This is a genomic window from Anoxynatronum sibiricum (assembly GCF_039414295.1).
Taxonomy (GTDB): domain Bacteria; phylum Bacillota; class Clostridia; order Peptostreptococcales; family Tindalliaceae; genus Anoxynatronum; species Anoxynatronum sibiricum.
Window position 1 is genome coordinate 191787 of record NZ_JBCITM010000002.1, and the last position, 17304, is coordinate 209090.

The 17304-nt window shown below is 42.4% G+C and carries 16 protein-coding genes; all 16 read right to left on the reverse strand.

All coding sequences use genetic code 11. The features are described from left to right. Entirely contained in the window at nucleotides 1–912 is a 912-nt protein-coding gene (truB, locus tag AAIG11_RS02860) for a tRNA pseudouridine(55) synthase TruB (RefSeq protein WP_343184760.1), read from the reverse strand. Beyond that, nucleotides 893–1897, reverse strand: coding sequence for a DHH family phosphoesterase (locus tag AAIG11_RS02865; RefSeq protein WP_343184761.1), 1005 nt, complete (start codon nucleotides 1895–1897; stop codon nucleotides 893–895). Before AAIG11_RS02865 ends, truB begins: the two co-directional genes overlap by 20 nt. Then, nucleotides 1878–2345 (reverse strand): 30S ribosome-binding factor RbfA, encoded by a 468-nt coding sequence (gene rbfA / locus AAIG11_RS02870; protein ID WP_484477152.1) that lies wholly within the window; start codon nucleotides 2343–2345, stop codon nucleotides 1878–1880. Before rbfA ends, AAIG11_RS02865 begins: the two co-directional genes overlap by 20 nt. A 45-nt stretch (nucleotides 2346–2390) precedes the next feature. Continuing rightward, nucleotides 2391–4721 (reverse strand): translation initiation factor IF-2, encoded by a 2331-nt coding sequence (infB, locus tag AAIG11_RS02875; protein ID WP_343184762.1) that lies wholly within the window; start codon nucleotides 4719–4721, stop codon nucleotides 2391–2393. A 30-nt stretch (nucleotides 4722–4751) separates the two neighbouring features. Beyond that, a complete protein-coding gene (locus AAIG11_RS02880; RefSeq protein WP_343184763.1) occupies nucleotides 4752–5033 on the reverse strand; it encodes a L7Ae/L30e/S12e/Gadd45 family ribosomal protein in 282 nt (93 codons plus the stop codon). 20 nt (nucleotides 5034–5053) lie between these two features. Further along, the gene (gene rnpM, locus AAIG11_RS02885; RefSeq protein WP_343184764.1) at nucleotides 5054–5329 is read right to left on the reverse strand and encodes an RNase P modulator RnpM; all 276 of its coding nucleotides are present in this window, start codon (nucleotides 5327–5329) and stop codon (nucleotides 5054–5056) included. A 31-nt stretch (nucleotides 5330–5360) separates the two neighbouring features. Then, nucleotides 5361–6518 carry a transcription termination factor NusA gene (nusA, locus tag AAIG11_RS02890; protein WP_343184765.1) on the reverse strand — a complete coding sequence of 386 codons (1158 nt, stop codon included), beginning with the start codon at nucleotides 6516–6518 and terminating at the stop codon, nucleotides 5361–5363. Between the two features lie 11 nt (nucleotides 6519–6529). Beyond that, the gene (locus AAIG11_RS02895) at nucleotides 6530–6991 is read right to left on the reverse strand and encodes a ribosome maturation factor RimP (protein WP_343184766.1); all 462 of its coding nucleotides are present in this window, start codon (nucleotides 6989–6991) and stop codon (nucleotides 6530–6532) included. Nucleotides 6992–7203: 212 nt separating this feature from the next. Further along, complete coding sequence (locus AAIG11_RS02900) at nucleotides 7204–11583, reverse strand: PolC-type DNA polymerase III (protein WP_343184767.1); 4380 nt, start codon at nucleotides 11581–11583, stop codon at nucleotides 7204–7206. 42 nt (nucleotides 11584–11625) lie between these two features. After that, nucleotides 11626–12675, reverse strand: coding sequence for a flavodoxin-dependent (E)-4-hydroxy-3-methylbut-2-enyl-diphosphate synthase (ispG, locus tag AAIG11_RS02905; protein ID WP_343184768.1), 1050 nt, complete (start codon nucleotides 12673–12675; stop codon nucleotides 11626–11628). 58 nt (nucleotides 12676–12733) lie between these two features. Beyond that, nucleotides 12734–13738, reverse strand: coding sequence for an RIP metalloprotease RseP (gene rseP / locus AAIG11_RS02910; RefSeq protein ID WP_343184769.1), 1005 nt, complete (start codon nucleotides 13736–13738; stop codon nucleotides 12734–12736). Nucleotides 13739–13749: 11 nt separating this feature from the next. Further along, the gene (locus tag AAIG11_RS02915) at nucleotides 13750–14898 is read right to left on the reverse strand and encodes a 1-deoxy-D-xylulose-5-phosphate reductoisomerase (protein ID WP_343184770.1); all 1149 of its coding nucleotides are present in this window, start codon (nucleotides 14896–14898) and stop codon (nucleotides 13750–13752) included. 51 nt (nucleotides 14899–14949) lie between these two features. Beyond that, nucleotides 14950–15738 carry a phosphatidate cytidylyltransferase gene (locus AAIG11_RS02920; RefSeq protein ID WP_343184771.1) on the reverse strand — a complete coding sequence of 263 codons (789 nt, stop codon included), beginning with the start codon at nucleotides 15736–15738 and terminating at the stop codon, nucleotides 14950–14952. A gap of 13 nt (nucleotides 15739–15751) precedes the next feature. Further along, a complete protein-coding gene (gene uppS / locus AAIG11_RS02925; RefSeq protein ID WP_343184926.1) occupies nucleotides 15752–16504 on the reverse strand; it encodes an undecaprenyl pyrophosphate synthase in 753 nt (250 codons plus the stop codon). Between the two features lie 38 nt (nucleotides 16505–16542). Continuing rightward, on the reverse strand, nucleotides 16543–16728 hold the full coding sequence (locus AAIG11_RS02930; protein ID WP_343184772.1) for a hypothetical protein: 186 nt from the start codon (nucleotides 16726–16728) through the stop codon (nucleotides 16543–16545). 3 nt (nucleotides 16729–16731) lie between these two features. Next, nucleotides 16732–17289: a ribosome recycling factor gene (gene frr / locus AAIG11_RS02935; protein ID WP_484477153.1), complete on the reverse strand. Its 558-nt coding sequence runs from the start codon at nucleotides 17287–17289 to the stop codon at nucleotides 16732–16734. Nucleotides 17290–17304: the final 15 nt, after the last annotated feature.

A 17304-nucleotide genomic window follows, 5' to 3' on the forward strand; every position in this document is an offset into this window, starting at 1 on the left:
TCACCTTAACTGTACGGTTGATGCAGCTTCCGGAAGCAGTTTAACCATTTTAAAGTGTGTTCCGTCTTCGTTAATATGCCCAATACCAACAAAACAATCAGAAGTATAGACTCTTAGATACTGATTTGGAGAATGGACTCTATCATTGTCAATTAGATCGCTTTTAATTGGAACGCCATTAAATAGCCATTTCTGAAGCGAATCACAGATATGAACAGACGGGTAATTGTTTAGTACTTTGTCAATGGGAATCAACAACGCTGCCCAATTCACAGCACAGTTGATTTCATCAGGTGTAACTGCTTGATGAATAGACTGTCGACATGTTTCTATTCTTAAGAGAAAGGCCATTGTGGCGCCACAACCAAGCTTCTGACCAACATCGTGACACAGGGTTCTCACATATGTTCCCTCAGAACAGACAACATCAAAGCGCACACGATCCTGATTCATTGAAATCCAGTTAATCTCAAAGATCTCTTTTCGTTTGGCAACACGTTCAACCGTCTCACCTTTTCTGGCGAGTTCATACAGTTTTTTACCATGCTTTTTCACAGCAGAGTACATAGGAGGTATTTGCCAGTATTCGCCCATGAAAGACTTTAAGACTTGTTCGACTATTTTATGATCAGGAATCGAGTTGCAGACTGCTGTGATTTTTCCAGTGGTGTCTTGAGTGTCTGTGGCTATACCTAAAAGCATTTCCACTCGATAAACTTTGCATTGGTGATCCAGAAAGGGAATCATTTTAGTGGCATCTCCAACGCAAACCGGTAAAACTCCAGCTGCCTGTGGATCCAACGTACCTGCATGCCCAACTCTTTTCGTCTGGGTTATCCTGCGCAAAAATGCGACCACCTGATGTGAAGTCATTCCAGGTGGTTTCAGTACGTTAAACAGACCCATTCTCATGTGTAACCTCCGCGAATAATACTTCTATCATTGGAATCAATGTTTTCTTTGCTTCTTGCAAAGAATTTTCTATAACAGCACCCGCCGCTCGCTGATGACCTCCGCCGCCCAGTTGAGATGCCAGTTCATTGACATCAAACCAGCATTTTGAGCGAAAACTCACTTTTGTTTCTGTCTTGCTCAACTCTTTGAATATCACTGCCAGTTCAACACCAGCGATATCTCTCGCATAGGCAATCATTTCATCCAGATCTTCATAAGCAACATCAAACTGTTGCATGTCTTCATCATGTACACTCAATATAACCGCCCTGCCATTGGACAGTAATTCCATATGGTCAATTAAATGCACCATGAGCCGGACATTTTGAACAGGACGATTCTGATACAAATTGTAGCGGATCAGATCTTGATCCGCACCCACCCGAAGCAGATGTGCCGCTATTTCGTGGGTTTTGTCAGTTGTGTTTTCATAGAGATAATGACCTGTATCCATCACAATGCCCGTTAATAGACATGTGGCGACATCCTCGCTCAACTCCCAACCCATTTCATTTGAAAGGGAGGCAACCAATTCTGAGGTGGAAGAACTTTCTACATCCACCGCATTAATATGTGCAAATATTGTATTGCTAATATGATGGTCCACATTAATGATGGTTATTTGTTTTACCGTTTTCAAAAAGGATTCAATTCCGCAAGCACGTTGAGCACTTCCGCAGTCCAACGCAATGCAATAATCAAAATCACTGGCAACCAATCCTGAGACGCATCTTATCTCACCGAATCCTGGTAAAAAGCTGAACTTTGAGTGCTGATCTTCCTCAGCAAAAGCTTGTATCTGCTGCACTTTGCCTTTCAGCAAATGCAGCAGTCCAAGCAAAGAACCATAGGCATCTCCATCTGGATGAACGTGAGTAATCAAGGCAACTTTGTGATGTGCCTGCAGTAACTGCAATGGATTTTTATTCTGAATCATTCTCATGTGAGTCGCTCCTGTGATTTTCATCTGTCACGGGGTTTTCTGGTTGATTTTCTTCCATCTGCTTTTTGAAGTGATCTGCATCAGTTCGATTCACAGCAGCAATTTTCTGTGACATACTAACACCGTATTCAATTGAGTTATCCTCCTTGAAAAGAATCGCCGGTGTATGATGAAGCTTCACTCTTTTTCCAACCTCACGCCTGACATATCCTGCAGATTTTGCCAACCCTTCTAGCGTCTGTTGTTTTTCATCTTCAGAGCCCAACACGCTAATATACACAGTTGCAAAGCTAAGGTCTCTGGTAACATCAACAGAGACAACACTCGCCATTTGCGAAATGCGTGGGTCTTTCAATTCATGGCGGATGATTTGGCTGATAATCTTCTTGTACTCTTCATTGATGCGACTCACTCTTGGATAAGCCATATTCCTCATCCTCTCATTCATCGACCATTGGAATAAACACTTCTTCGTTTAATCCTCTGATGATAACTAAACGCGTTTCTGCTCTTTCATTTGGAAGGCCTCAATTATATCGCCTTCCTTGACATCATTATAGTTTTCAATCCCAATGCCACACTCATAACCGGTTGCCACTTCTTTCACATCATCCTTAAATCTTCTCAGAGAGCTAATGCTGCCCTCATGAATGACAATACCATCCCTCACAAGTCGAATACTGGCATTTCTCAGGATTTTCCCGTCAATGACATAACAACCACCCACCATTCCAATACCAGGAACTTTAAAGGTAGCTCTCACTTCTGCTTTTCCTAGTTCAACTTCTTTGTATTCAGGATCCAACATGCCTGTCATGGCAGCTTCAATATCCTCAAGGGCATTGTATATGATTCGGTAAGTTCTAATATCCACGTCTTCTTTTTTGGCAAGCGCTGAAGCATGGGTCGTTGGTCTCACGTTAAAACCAATGATAATGGCATTGGATGCAGCCGCCAACATGACGTCAGTTTCAGTAATCGCTCCCACTCCACCATGAATTGGACGAATGATAACCTTATCGTTGGAAAGTTTTTGAAGGGATTGTTTCACTGCTTCAACTGATCCATGAACATCTGCCTTCAAAATAATATTGAGTTCTTTGATTTGACCATCCTGCATCTGCTGATACAGAGCATCAAGCGAAATTTTCTGGCTGGCTTTCAGCTGTGCCTCCTTGATTCGATTGATTCGATTTGCTACAATTTCACGGGCCGTTCTGTCGTCATCCACTGCCAATAATTGATCGCCTGCGTCCGGCACTTCGGATAGCCCCGTGATTTCAATAGCTGTTGATGGTTTTGCCACCGATACATTGCGTCCTTTGTCGTTAATCATAGCTCTAACTCGTCCGCTGGTGTTACCTACAACCACTGAGTCACCAACGCGCAACGTTCCGTTCTGTATCAGAACAGTTGCCACTGGGCCACGTCCCTTGTCCAGTTTTGCCTCGATGACTACTCCAATAGCTTCTCGATTCGGGTTGGCTTTCAGTTCTTCCATTTCAGCCACCAGCAAAATCATTTCCAGCAGATTGTCTATATTCTCACCTTTCAGTGCAGACACTGGAACCGCAATAACTTCACCGCCATATTCTTCAATAATCATTCCGTGATCTGCCAGTTCCTGTTTCACACGGTCAGGGTTTGCCCCTGGCTTATCAATTTTGTTAATCGCCACAATTACTGGTACTTTTGCTGCTTTGGCATGATTGATGGCTTCAATTGTTTGAGGCATGACACCATCATCGGCTGCAACAACCAGAATAGCAATATCTGTTACTTTTGCTCCTCTTGCACGCATGGCAGTAAAAGCTTCATGACCAGGCGTATCTAAAAAGACAATTTTCTTTTTATCGATTTCAACTTCTGAAGCACCAATATGCTGTGTAATGCCTCCAGCTTCGCGTTCGGTCACCTTCGTTTTTCGAATCGCATCCAATAGAGAAGTTTTTCCATGGTCAACATGCCCCATCACTGTAACGACTGGCGGTCTTGAACGCAAGTCTTTCGCTTCATCTTTCGCGATATAAACATCAGCCTCTTCCACACGTTCTTCTTCTTTTTTGTGAATCTCAATTTCATATTCAAGCGCAATTTTATTGGCTGCTTCGAAATCAATTTCTTGATTGATAGCTGCCATAATTCCCATTTGAATCAATTTCATAATGATTTCATTGGGGTTTTTGCGTAATTTATCAGCAAGGTCTTTTACGATGATCTGTTCTCCAATTTCGATAATTGCCGGGCCTTCTTTCTGTTCAATTTTTGCTGTTTCCGATTTTGTTTTAGGCGAAGGACGATGTCCTGCCTTTTTATCTTTACCCTTTTGACGCACTTCCTTGACTGCTTTCTTATCAGCTTCTTTCGACAAGGGCTTTTTATTGCCATCCTTCTGCTGCGTTGGCTGACTTTTCCCCTGCAACTCTTTTTTGGCAGGCACAGCCGGAGTTGAACCAGAAGTCACTCGGCCGCTTTGGGGCCTCGCTTCTTTCCGATCAGCTGGCTTGGCTCCTGAACTTTGTCGGGAGCCATCGGATGGCTTTGTTGAGTCCGTTTTTGGTTTTTCTTGTTCTGTAACCCTATTACGAGTGCCAGAAATCGGGCTTTTTTCAGACGCAGCCTTTTCAGCAGTTTCAGTTTTCTTAGCAGCTGATCTTTTGGTTGCTTCATCCTTAATAAGTTCCATTACTAATTTTGCTTCTTCTTCTTCCAGCGTGCTCATGTGGTTTTTCGTTACAACACCCAGTTGATCAAGCTTCTTGATTAACGTTTTCGTTTCGACATTCAATTGTTTTGCGAGTTGATAGACACGCACTTTTGACATACGCTTCACCTCCAGCATTTCACCTTTCGGTCATTCAGCTGCTCTTTTTTTTATCTGAATGGCGAATCCAGGATCGACCACTACAACAATTGCCCGCGGGCTTTTGCCAATGGTATTTCCCAACTCCTGCCTGGTCAGGATCTTCAAAATGGGAGTTTGATAACGCTCCGCCAGTTGCATAAACTCATGCTGCGTTGTTGCTGCCGCATCTTCTGCCATAATCATCAGTTTTGCTTTTTTTTTCGTTACTGCAATTCTGCTGCCTGTTTCACCTGAGATCAGCTTTCCTGCTCTTGCTGCGAATCCCAACATGGTTTTAACCCCATCAGTGTTCAATGATCTGATCCTTCCTGAGACTTTTCAGCCAGTGCTGAATAAACTTCGTCAGGTACATCTCGCTTAAATGCTCTGTTCAACGCTTTTGTCTTTTTGATTTTCTCAAAACACTCTGCCCGATTGCACACATAAGCGCCACGACCATGAGCTTTGCCATGGGTGTCCAAATGAACCTGTCCTTCCTTGTTGGCAACGATTCGTATCAGTTCTTTCTTGCTTTTCATTTCTTGGCAGGCGATGCATTTCCTTAATGGTGTTTTTTTTAGATTCAAAACGCCGCCCCCCTACATTAAAAAATGTGGTTTATTCTTCAGATTCTTCAGTTGTTTCCAAATCCGTCTCAGGATCTGTTATGGCGTTGGTGTCATCAGCTGAGTCTATTGGTTCTTCACATTTTTCACCGATATTTGTTTGAGCCGATTCCAGCTCCGCCATTTGGCTTTCACTTTTAATGTCAATTTTCCATCCTGTCAGTTTCGCAGCCAATCTGGCATTTTGTCCTTCTTTTCCGATGGCCAGAGAGAGCTGGTAGTCAGGCACAACCACCCGAGCTGATTTGGTGTCTTCATAGACGTAGGTCTGGCTTACTTTAGCCGGACTAAGTGCACTTGTAATGAACTCTTTCGGACTATCACTGTACCGGATAATATCAATTTTTTCGCCCCTCAGTTCGTTGACGATCGCTTGTACGCGCACACCTTTTTGACCTACACAAGCACCCACGGGATCAACATTGGCGTCCTTGGTGTCAACGGCAATTTTTGTCCGATAACCGGCCTCTCTGGAAATGCTTTTAATTTCGACAATTCCATCATGAATCTCTGGTACTTCCAGTTCAAAAAGCCTTTTAATAAGGCCGGGGTGTGTGCGTGATACAAGAATTTGAGGCCCCTTAGTGGTTTTCTTCACTTCAACGATATACGTTTTAATTCGGTCCCCTGTATGATAGGTTTCACCAGGCATTTGTTCGTTGTGTCCAAGTATGGCTTCAGTTTTTCCGAGATTAATTAAAATGGTTCCTCGAACTGCACGCGCCACAACACCCGCTATAATATCTGATTCTCGGCTGATGTATTCCTCAAAAACAACACCTCGTTCAGCTTCACGAATGCGTTGTACAACAACCTGTTTGGCAGTTTGAGCTGCAATGCGCCCAAAATCTCTGGGAGTAACTTCACGTTCGACGACATCGCCTGTTTCATATCGGGGATCTGTTGCTTTTGCTTCTTCCAGGCTAATTTCCTGAGTATCATCTTCAACTTCATTCACCACTCGCTTTTGACCGTACACATGCACCGCTCCGCTATCACGACTTACTTCTACTCTGACCTGATGAGTAGAACCAAAATTTCGTTTATAGCTGGAAATCAATGCTGCTTCTATGGCTTCAATCAGCACATCTTTAGAAATACCCTTGTCCTGCTGGATTTGTTCCAGCGCTTCCATAAATTCGATGTTCATGCCCGAGCCTCCTAAAAAATAATGGCAAGTTTCACAAGTGCAACTTGTGACTCATTAAAGGTTATTTGCTGACCATCATTCGTTTCAATGATCAACGAAACGCCCTGTTTATCAATCAAGACTCCTTCATATTGTTTTTCACCATTGAAAGGTTGATACAATTTAACCTCTACACGTTTCCCAAGATTTCTTTGAAAATCCGCTTCTTTTTTCAACGGTCTGTCCAGTCCAGGAGAGGACACTTCCAAAAAGTATTGTTCGCGAATCCAATCGTACTCATCAAGTTTGGCGTCCAATCGACGACTCAGTGTTTCGCAGTCATTGATTGTTACACCATTTGTTTTGTCAATATACACCCTTAAAAAATAATCGGGCCCTTCTTTGACAAATTCCACATCAACCAATTCAATGTTTTCTTCTAACAATTGTTGAGTCAAATCAGTGACTGCCTGTTCAATTTCTTTTCGTTTCATAAGTTCTCCTCCTGTCATCAGGTCTTCTCCTGTATTATCTATTGGAGAACCCGGTTTCAGTAACAATGTTTCCACCACAGCAGCATTTTATTGTGATGAACAGGAAAGAGTGGGGAATACCCACTCTTCTAGTCGTTGATATGCGATTCAAGACAACACTTTTCATCACCAGATCCATATCGGTATCATTATACCACAGCAACTGCCCCAAATCAAGATTGAATCGGCAGGTTGAAGAGTGACAGTTGGTTGGTTTCAGGCAAATCATGGCAGGCACCGTGATTTCGTAATGTTTCAATAACAACTTTGGAGGCACCTGTTCTTTGACGCAAGTCTTCAAGTGACAGAAAATCGCCTTTTTCCCGTTCTTCAGAAATGCGACGAGCAGCGTTCTGTCCAACACCTTGCAGAGAAGCAAGAGGCGGAAGCACTTTGTTCTTTTCAATAATAAACTGTTCCGGATGTGAGGCGTAAAGATCTACCTTAAGCATCTCTATTCCCCGGCTGAACATTTCCAGTGCCACCTCCAACACTATCATTTGATTTTTTTCTTTTGCAGTTGATTGATTTCCCAGAGTCTCCAGCTCTTTCAGTTTATTCATTACTGCATCGATTCCCTGAATCATAAGGTGTGCATCAAAGTCTTCCACTTTCATACTGAAATAAGTTGCATAAAAAGCTTCGGGATAATGTACCTTGTACCAGGCAATTCGAAAAGACATCATTACATAAGCAACTGCATGTGCTTTCGGAAACATATATTTGATCTTGTTGCATGAATCAATATACCATTGAGGTACTTGATTCTCAGCCATAAGCCTTATTTCATCCTCTGTGACACCTTTTCCCTTTCTAACATTTTCCATTATTTTAAAAGCACTTTTCGAAGGCAGCCCTTTAAGAATCAGATAGTTCATAATATCATCCCTGGTGCATATGACTTCTTTAAGTGAAGCCACACCATTTCGAACCAGTTCTTGGGCATTGTTTAACCACACATCTGTTCCATGCGACAGCCCACTTATGCGCACTAACTCTCCAAATGTTTCAGGCTGTGTATCTTGGAGCATTTGGCGAACAAACTTGGTTCCAAACTCTGGAATGGCGATGCTTCCCAGATCAGGTGAAAAGCGTTGGTCAAGAAAATTGAGAGCTTCTGCTCCGATAAAAATACTTTTTGTCAACTGGTCATCCAGTGGTATCTCCAATGCATTTGTATCAGTAAAGTCTTCCAACATACGTATCATCGTTGGCACATCATGGCCAAGAATATCAAGCTTCAGTAATCTGCCACTAAGCGCATGGTAGTCAAAGTGAGTGGTAATCACACCTGATTTTGTGTCATTGGCTGGATACTGAATTGGTGTAAACTCATGGATGTCACGATCTGCAGGAACAATCATGACACCGCCTGGATGTTGACCTGTTGTTTTTTTGACGCCAGTACACCCTTCTGTCAGTCGTTTTACTTCTGCATTGCTATGCTGAACACCCTTTTCTTCACCAAATTTTTTGACATATCCATAGGCAGTTTTGTTGGCAATGGTACCAATCGTTCCCGCCCGAAAAACCTTACTTTCTCCAAACAGGTGCTCGATGTATTGATGAGCAGTAGCCTGATACTCTCCAGCAAAGTTAAGGTCAATATCCGGTTCTTTATCTCCTTCAAATCCAAGAAATACTTCAAAGGGAATGGAATGCCCGTCTTTTCGGTATTGAGTGCCACAGTTGGAACAGTGTTGATCAGGCAGGTCTACACCAGACTCCACCTCTCCTTCTGTAAAAAATTGCGAGTGGTGACATGACGGACATACGTAGTGGGGTGCCAATGGGTTTACCTCTGTTATACCACTCATAGTAGCTGCAAATGATGAACCAACAGAACCTCTTGATCCCACCAGGTAACCATCACTGAGTGATTTCGCTACCAGTTTGTGTGCAATCATGTACATTACTGCATAACCATTATCAATAATTGATCGCAACTCACGCTCTAATCGTCTTTCAACGAGGTCAGGCAAGGGCTCTCCATAAATTTCAGTTGCTTTTGTGCGACAAAGCCTTTCCAATTGCTCTTCTGATCCATCAATAAAGGGCGGAAAAGTACCCTCTGGAACCGGAACCAAATCTTCAATTTGAGAAGCCAATGCATGAGTTTGTGTGATAACAATTTCCTCTGCACGCTCCTTTCCTAAATATGAAAACTCTTCCAGCATTTCTGTGGTCGTTTTCAAATTTAGAAGGGCTGCGTCTTCAGTATCGTCAAAACCCATTCCCGTCTGAAGCACCTGACGGAACAAGTCATCACAGGCACGGGTATAATGTGCGTCACCAGTTGCTAAGACAGGTTTGTTCAAACGATCTCCCAATCGTACAATGTCTTTGTTAATTTCCATCAGTTCTTCACGGTTGTTAACCATTCCTTTGTCTATCAAAAAAGCATTGTTGGAAATCGGTTGAACTTCCAGGTAATCATAAAAAGCGGCGATATTCATTAGTCTCATTTCTGGCTCTCTATTGAGAACTGCCTGGTATAACTCTCCAGCCTGGCAAGCAGTTCCAACAAACAGCCCTTCACGTTTGCGATTTAAAACACTTTTGGGTATGCGTGGCTTTTTATAAAAAAATTTCATGTGCGAGTCAGAAACCATCTCATATAAATTTCTTAATCCTTTTTGATTTTGCACAAGCAAAATCACATGATACGGCTTGAGACGAGATACATCAACAGCCTGTGTCAGCACTTGGTTCATTTTTGACATCGTATTAATGCCTTGTTCTTTCATTCGTTGAACTAACTTAAGAAACACTTCTGCTGTTGCCCTGGCATCATGGATAGCACGATGATGATTTTCCAAGCTTACCTGTAATGCCTTTGCGACCAAATTCAGTTTGTGCCGTTTTAACTCTTTTAAGAGAATTCTTGATAGAGCAAGCGTGTCCAGCACAGGAAAATGAAAGTTCATTCCTATTCGTCGCATATTCTCCCGAATAAAACCGGCATCAAAATCAGCATTGTGAGCGACTAAAACGGACCCTTTGCAAAAGTCTATGAACCGGGGCAACTCTTCCGAAATACGAGGAGCATCCATTACCATTTCATTCGTTATACCTGTAAGTTCGGTAATTTCGGAAGAAATGTGCTTTTCTGGATTAATCAGGGAGCAATACTCTCCAACTATCTCGCCATTTTCAACGCGAACAGCACCAATTTCGGTAATCCGGTCATGGGCATTGGATAGCCCTGTTGTTTCAATATCAAAAACAACAAATGAATCCTCAAAGGTATGTTCGTCTGCCCCTGTCACCAGTTGCATTTCGTCATCCACCAAATACCCTTCCATCCCATAAAAAATGCGGATGCCATGCTTCTTACCGGCGGCCGCTGCTTCTGGAAAAGCCTGCACAACACCATGATCTGTGATGGCGATTCCAGAATGACCCCATTTAGCCGCCTGGGCAATAACAGAGGTTGGCGAACAAATTCCATCCATCTGCGACATGTTCGTATGGCAGTGAAATTCTATCCGCTTTTGTGGGGCATTGTCAGTTGATGGTTTGGAATAATGCGGCATTATATCTGATACCATGAGAATATTTTCTTTGCTGTAATGGTCAAACTGAATACTACCTCTAACCAGTATGGTTGTGCCCGATTTCAAAAGTTCTTCCAGGTCAACTTGCGTTTTTTTGGGTTCAAATAACTTGGCAGTGATCGAACCAGTATAGTCAGTCAGATCAAAAATGTAGAGCTTCCTGTCGCTTTTCAGCACTCGAACGTCCACAGAAAAAATATCACCCTTAAGAGTCGCCTGGGTATCGTCTTCTCTCAATTCACCAATGCTCTGTAGTGTTGTATTAATGGGTTTTCCTACCCAGGTTATCTGGCCCGATTTGCCGTTTTCTCCTTGGTTTCGGGTTTTCATCATTTTACCGTATGATGATGAGTTGTCTTTTTTGACTGAACTGTTATCATTACCATGGCCATTGCCATTGCTTTGAATCAGAGCATCAGAAATAATGACTTTTTCCAAGGCTTTTTTTGACTTCTCATAAGCAGTATTATCAAATGCTACCGGTTTGTTTGCAGCAATTCGACATTTAAGCTGAGCACCATACATATTGGCGATCATTTTCCCAATCATTTCATGGATGCGTTTATCAAATGCTTTTCGTTCAAAAGTCGGGTCTTGAAAAGTCAACTGCAGTTCGCCATTCACCAGGTTCCATAGCACCTCATCTTTCAGGAGAACCGCTGCTGCACTCATTTGCGTAAGAACGTAGTGAATGTTTTCTTCGAAAAAAGGGGCTTCTACTAATTTTTTCGGCTCAGTTTCTTTGAAATCAATCAACAATCGGTATGCAATCGAATCATTGATTTCCAATTTATTCTTAATTTGGCTCATAAAGTCATCCAGTTGACGCAAGGGTAATGGTTTGCTTGTTTCAAGATAGAGCATTACGCGAGCCTGCTTTTTTATATGCACCAATCGATTTATACGACATTGCATCCATATGTGATGTTCATCAGTGTGAGCAACATTAAGTTTTTTCAACATGTGAGAAAGTGTATATGTTGTATTGAGTGACATGGGACCCTCCTGAGATACATAGCAAGTCTTCCTGATATCTGGTCAGAAATTATCTATTTCTTCTAAAAGCTCTTCAACAATTCGATTCTCGGGAATTTTACGAATGACTTGGCCTTTTTTGAAAAGTAATGCGCAACCTTTTCCCCCTGCTATTCCGATATCTGCCTCTCGCGCTTCACCAGGACCATTCACAGCGCACCCCATAATTGCAACGGTTAGGTTTTTCTCTTTGCTAATGAGATTATTTTCAATCTGTCGGGCAAGTTCAATGAGATCAATCTGACATCGACCGCATGTCGGGCAAGAAATAATCTGAATGCGATCTTTCAACAGGCCCAAAACCCGCAATATTTTTTTACCTGCTTCTATTTCAAGAACAGGATCAGCCGTTAGCGAAACCCGGATGGTGTCACCAATACCATCCAGCAACAGCGCACCAATGCCAATTGCAGATTTAAGTGTACCAATTTCATGATTCCCGGCTTCTGTGACGCCCAAATGAAGCGGGTATGGCACTTTTGAAGAAATTTGTCGATAAGCTTCCACCATCACGTCCAAGCTGCTGGCTTTTAATGATAACACAATTTGGTCGAAATTATCTGCTTCCAGTAATCTGACATGTTCCAATGCACTTTCAACTAAAGCCTCAGCGGTAGCGCCACCAAAGTGTTCCAGTATCCGATGATCAAGAGAACCAGCATTCACGCCAATACGAATGGGAATATTTTTTTCTTTCGCCATTTCTGTCACCATTTGAACGCGTTTTCTACTGCCTATATTACCTGGGTTAATCCTCAGCTTATCAATTCCCTCTTGCATGGCAATGAGAGCAAGGTTGTAATCAAAGTGTATATCTGCAACCAGTGGAATACTAATCTGTTTTTTGATGGATCCTATAGCTTTCGCCGCCTCCACATCCGGAACAGCCACTCGGACTATCTGGCAACCGGCATTTTCCAACCGCCGAATTTGAGCTACGGTGTCTTTGACATTTCGGGTATCGGTGGTCGTCATGGATTGGATAGCAATGGGATTCGGCCCTCCAATGGATAGAGAGCCGATGTTAACAATAGTTGATTTTCGTTCATTCATTCTCAGTCACCTTTTCAGTTATCTTGATTTCACTTTGATATGGTATTTTTGCAAGTATTTAAAAAAATGTCAAAATGTCTTTATACGTGATAACTACCATTAACAGCATTAATAACGTAATGCCAATCATGTGTACCATCGCTTCTTTTTCAGGGTCAATTGGTCGACCCCTTAAGCCTTCAATCAGAAGAAAAATAATGCGACTTCCATCAAGGGCTGGAATTGGCAGCAAATTCATAATGCCTAAATTTATACTGATCAGTCCTGCCAATCCAACCACATCCATCCATCCAGAGCGACTCGCCTGCCCCACAAGACTTATAATACCAACAGGTCCTGCCACATCAGCAGTATCGGCCTGGCCTCTAATCAATTGGCGCAGGAATGAAAATATCTCCGAAAAGATAAATTTTGATTGTTCAAAACTGTTTCGAAATGCGGCTGGCAGTGATTTTTCCAAGCCCGGTATAATGCCAATGAGAAGCCGACCTGTTGCCTCATCAAATCTTGGTGTAACAGAAAACCGCAGCGTTTCGCCCTGACGATTGACGATTACTTCCACCTGATTACCTCCTGATGATGCAATTTCTGCCACCAGTTTTTCCCATGTATTAATTTCTTCACCATCAATTTCAACAACTTTATCGCCAGATTGCAAACCTGCCTCTTGGGCCGGAGAGTTGGGAATCATGTCTCCAATATGTGTTCCGGGGACTCCCAGCGAGAAAAAAATCAGAAAAAAACACATAAACCCCAGTATGAAATTCATCAAAGGCCCAGCAAGAATGACACTGATACGCGCTTTCACTGTCTTCTGACTGAAGCTGTCAGAGGCCGACGAGTTTTCATCTTCTCCTTCCATGCGAACAAAACCACCGATGGGAAAAACCCTCAATGCATAGACTGTGCCCCGGTGCTTATGTTGAATCAATTTTGGACCCATGCCAATGGCAAACTCGTGGACGCGGATACCGACAAGTTTCGCCACCCCAAAGTGTCCTAGTTCATGAAAAAAAACCAGCAGTCCAAAGACTAATATTGCTACAATGGCAGTTGTCATCATTTACACCTTCCTTAGAAAAAAGACTTGAGCATCGATCGCGTCCAATTCTCCACTTCTATCAATTCTTCCAGCTCCATATATTCAAAAGGCATATGCTGATGCATCACCTGCTCGATATAATCCGATATCTGATAAACACCAATTCTTCTCTGTAAAAAAGCCTCCACGAGAAAATCATTTGCTGCATTCATTACGCAGGGCAATGTTTTGCCAACGCAAAGCGCTTCTCTTGCTAAACGCAGACACGGAAACTTTTCCACGTTTGGTGATTCAAATGTAAGTGCACCAATTGACAACAGATCCAATGAATTCCACTGGTTTTTTAGTCGCTTTGGCCATGATAGTGCGTATTGGATGGGCACCCGCATATCCGGTAAACCCATCTGTGCCAGAACTGAAGTATCGTGAAATTCAACCATGGAGTGAACAATACTTTGCGGATGTATCAGAACATCAATTTGATCATTCGTCAGATCAAAAAGCCAGGCGGCTTCAATGATCTCAAGGCCTTTGTTCATCATAGTGGCTGAATCGATGGTGATTTTTTGCCCCATCGACCAATTCGGATGATTAAGTGCGTCTTCCAAGGTAGCACGATTAATGGACTCCCTGTTCCATGTGCGGAAGGGACCCCCTGAAGCAGTAAGAATAACTCGTTTGACTTCTTTCTTGTCTTCACCATTCAAACACTGAAATATTGCTGAATGTTCACTGTCAACCGGAATGATTTGTTTTCCATTTTGAGCCGCCAGTTTCGTCATCAGCATTCCACCTGAAACCAAAGATTCTTTATTGGCCAATGCCAAGTCTTTCCCATTTTTTAAAGCAAGATAGCTGGGAGTCAGCCCACGACTTCCCACCAAAGCATTCAATACCAACTCAGTTTCCGGCATTGAAACGGCTGTCTCTAACCCATGATCACCGTATAATATGCGTGTTTTGCTTGTCGCTAACATTCTGGTTAGATGCTGCGCATCCTCATGTTTTTTCAAAACCGCCACTTTTGGTTCAAACTCAATAATCTGTTTTGCAAGCAGATCAATGTTATGCCCCGCTGTTAAAGCGACGACGTCATACGCTTCATGATGTTTGCGAACCACATCCAGCGCTTGTGTTCCTATTGAGCCTGTAGAACCCAACAGAGAAATTTTTTTGGACACAACTACACCCCGCTTATCATCATATCTCATTCATACCCGCATCTCTTGGCTTTATCGCAAAATCAATATTTTTAAAAAGAGGTAGACGAAAGGAGCTGTTAAAAGAATGCTGTCAAAACGATCAAGGATTCCACCGTGCCCTGGAAACAAGTGTCCAAAATCTTTTATTCCCACGGTTCGTTTAATGAGCGAAGCAGAAAGGTCACCAAATTGAGATACAACTGCTCCCAGGCAACCTAAAAGAAGAAATGCAGGTAGGTGACCTGGCATAAATGCTGTTGAGAAAATCATACATCCAAGCATGCTGCCTACAATTCCTCCGACGGCGCCTTCGATGGTCTTTTGGGGACTAATAGAGGGGCATAATTTTCGGCGACCAATGGCGTACCCTGTCAGATAAGCTCCGGAATCGCATCCCCATGAAATAATAAACACTAACCAGAGGGCGTGTGGCATTATTAACGCTTCAATTAAAAGCATTTGATATAAAAGCACCGTCACATAGATAAAGCCAAACCACGTGATCAATGTATCCTGCATTTGAATGGTCTTGTGATGCAACACCCAAATTACCAAAAGGATAACCAGTGTCATCGGAATGGCGATTTGCTGAGCAGTATCCCCATTGATAAGAAAAAATCCAATGTATAAAATGCCTGTACCGCTATAGCCGGTCCATGAAATTGGGTTAAACCCCCCTTGTCGAGCACATTGATAAAACTCGTGTAGGCCGATGAAAGACACTGCCATCAAGGAAAGTGTTAGCAAATGAGAACCTTTGGTTAAAATAAAAAACAAAATTGGTAGCCCTACAATCGTGGTTAGGATGCGTTTGCCCAAAGTGCTGCCTCCTTTATGTTAACCCGCCAAAACGCCGTTTTCTGTTTTGGTAGTCTTTGATGGCTTCTTTAAAATGATCACTTCGAAAATCAGGCCAAAGTGTGTCGGTAAAATAAAGTTCAGTATAGGCAAGTTGCCAAAGCAGAAAATTGCTGATGCGTTGTTCACCACTTGTTCTGATCAGTAAATCCGGATCAGGTATAAATGCTGTATCTAGTCGCGAACGAATAACATCCTCTGAAATAGATTCAAATTGCAGTTTGCCTTCGATCGCTTCTTTCATCAGTTGCTTTATCGCACGTGTCAGTTCATTTCTTCCACCATAGTTAAGGGCAATATTCATTTTTAGACCATCATTTAAGGCAGTTTTAGCAATAGCCATTTCGATTTCATCTCGAACGGTCTTATGAAATCGGCTCAAGTCACCGATTGTACTGATACTGACCTTCTGTCGATTCAACTCTTCAATCTCTTTGCGCAGATAGTCAACCAGCAGGTTCATCAAAAATTGAACTTCGTTTTCGGGTCTTTTCCAGTTTTCAGTGGAAAAAGCATACAGCGTCATCATTTCTATGTTCATTTCTGATGCAGTTTTGACAATTTCTCGAATTGCTTCAACTCCCTGCTGATGACCAGCAGTGCGTGGTAACCGACGTTGTTCGGCCCAGCGGCCATTACCATCCATGATAATAGCAATATGGTGTGGTAAACGTTTCATGTCAATGGATTCATCAGGCATCTTTTTCTTTTTAAATAAAGCCACAATAAGCACCTCAGCAATCAGAAGCCCCCTGAATCAGGGGGCTAAAAATAAGCGATCAATAATACTGTCTTCCCATGTTCATCAAGCTGTTGGCGAATAATCCTTTGTTCGCCCGATAAAGAGTTTTTCTCGTCATTAACCTTGATTATCGTAAAAGGTATTTCCATTTTTGATAAACAACTAACAGCTTCTTCTTTAAGTTGTCCCAGAAGATCTGGATAAGTCAAATACTAAACCTCCATCATTTCTTTCTCTTTTAGTGCGAGTAGTTCATCAATGCTTTCAATGTATTTATCTGTCATTTTTTGAACTGTTTCTTGCGCTTGCTTTAAATCATCTTCTGTTATTTCGCCAGATTTTTCCATCTTTTTAAGAGTATCGTTAGCATTGCGTCTTTCATTGCGAATGGCTACCCGTCCGTCTTCTGCTTTTCCTTTAACAATCTTTGTTAGATCCCTTCGACGTTCTTCTGTTAGTTGAGGAATAGCCAACCGTATTACTTTTCCATCATTGGAAGGATTAATTCCCAAATCAGACTTTTGGATGGCCTTTTCTATTTCCGTCAGTACAGAAGGATCAAATGGTTGAATGGTGATTAACCGAGGTTCAGGTGCAGCAACCGTTGCAATCTGTTTCAAGGGAGTAACCGCTCCATAATACTCAATCGTGATTCGATCCAACATAGCCGGATTAGCACGGCCAGCTCTTACGCTGTTGAACTCATCCTGAATGACTGCAATGGTTTTCTTCATTTTTTCCTCAACGGCTTTATGGATTTCCAGTTGCATCGTTAATCCCCCTTT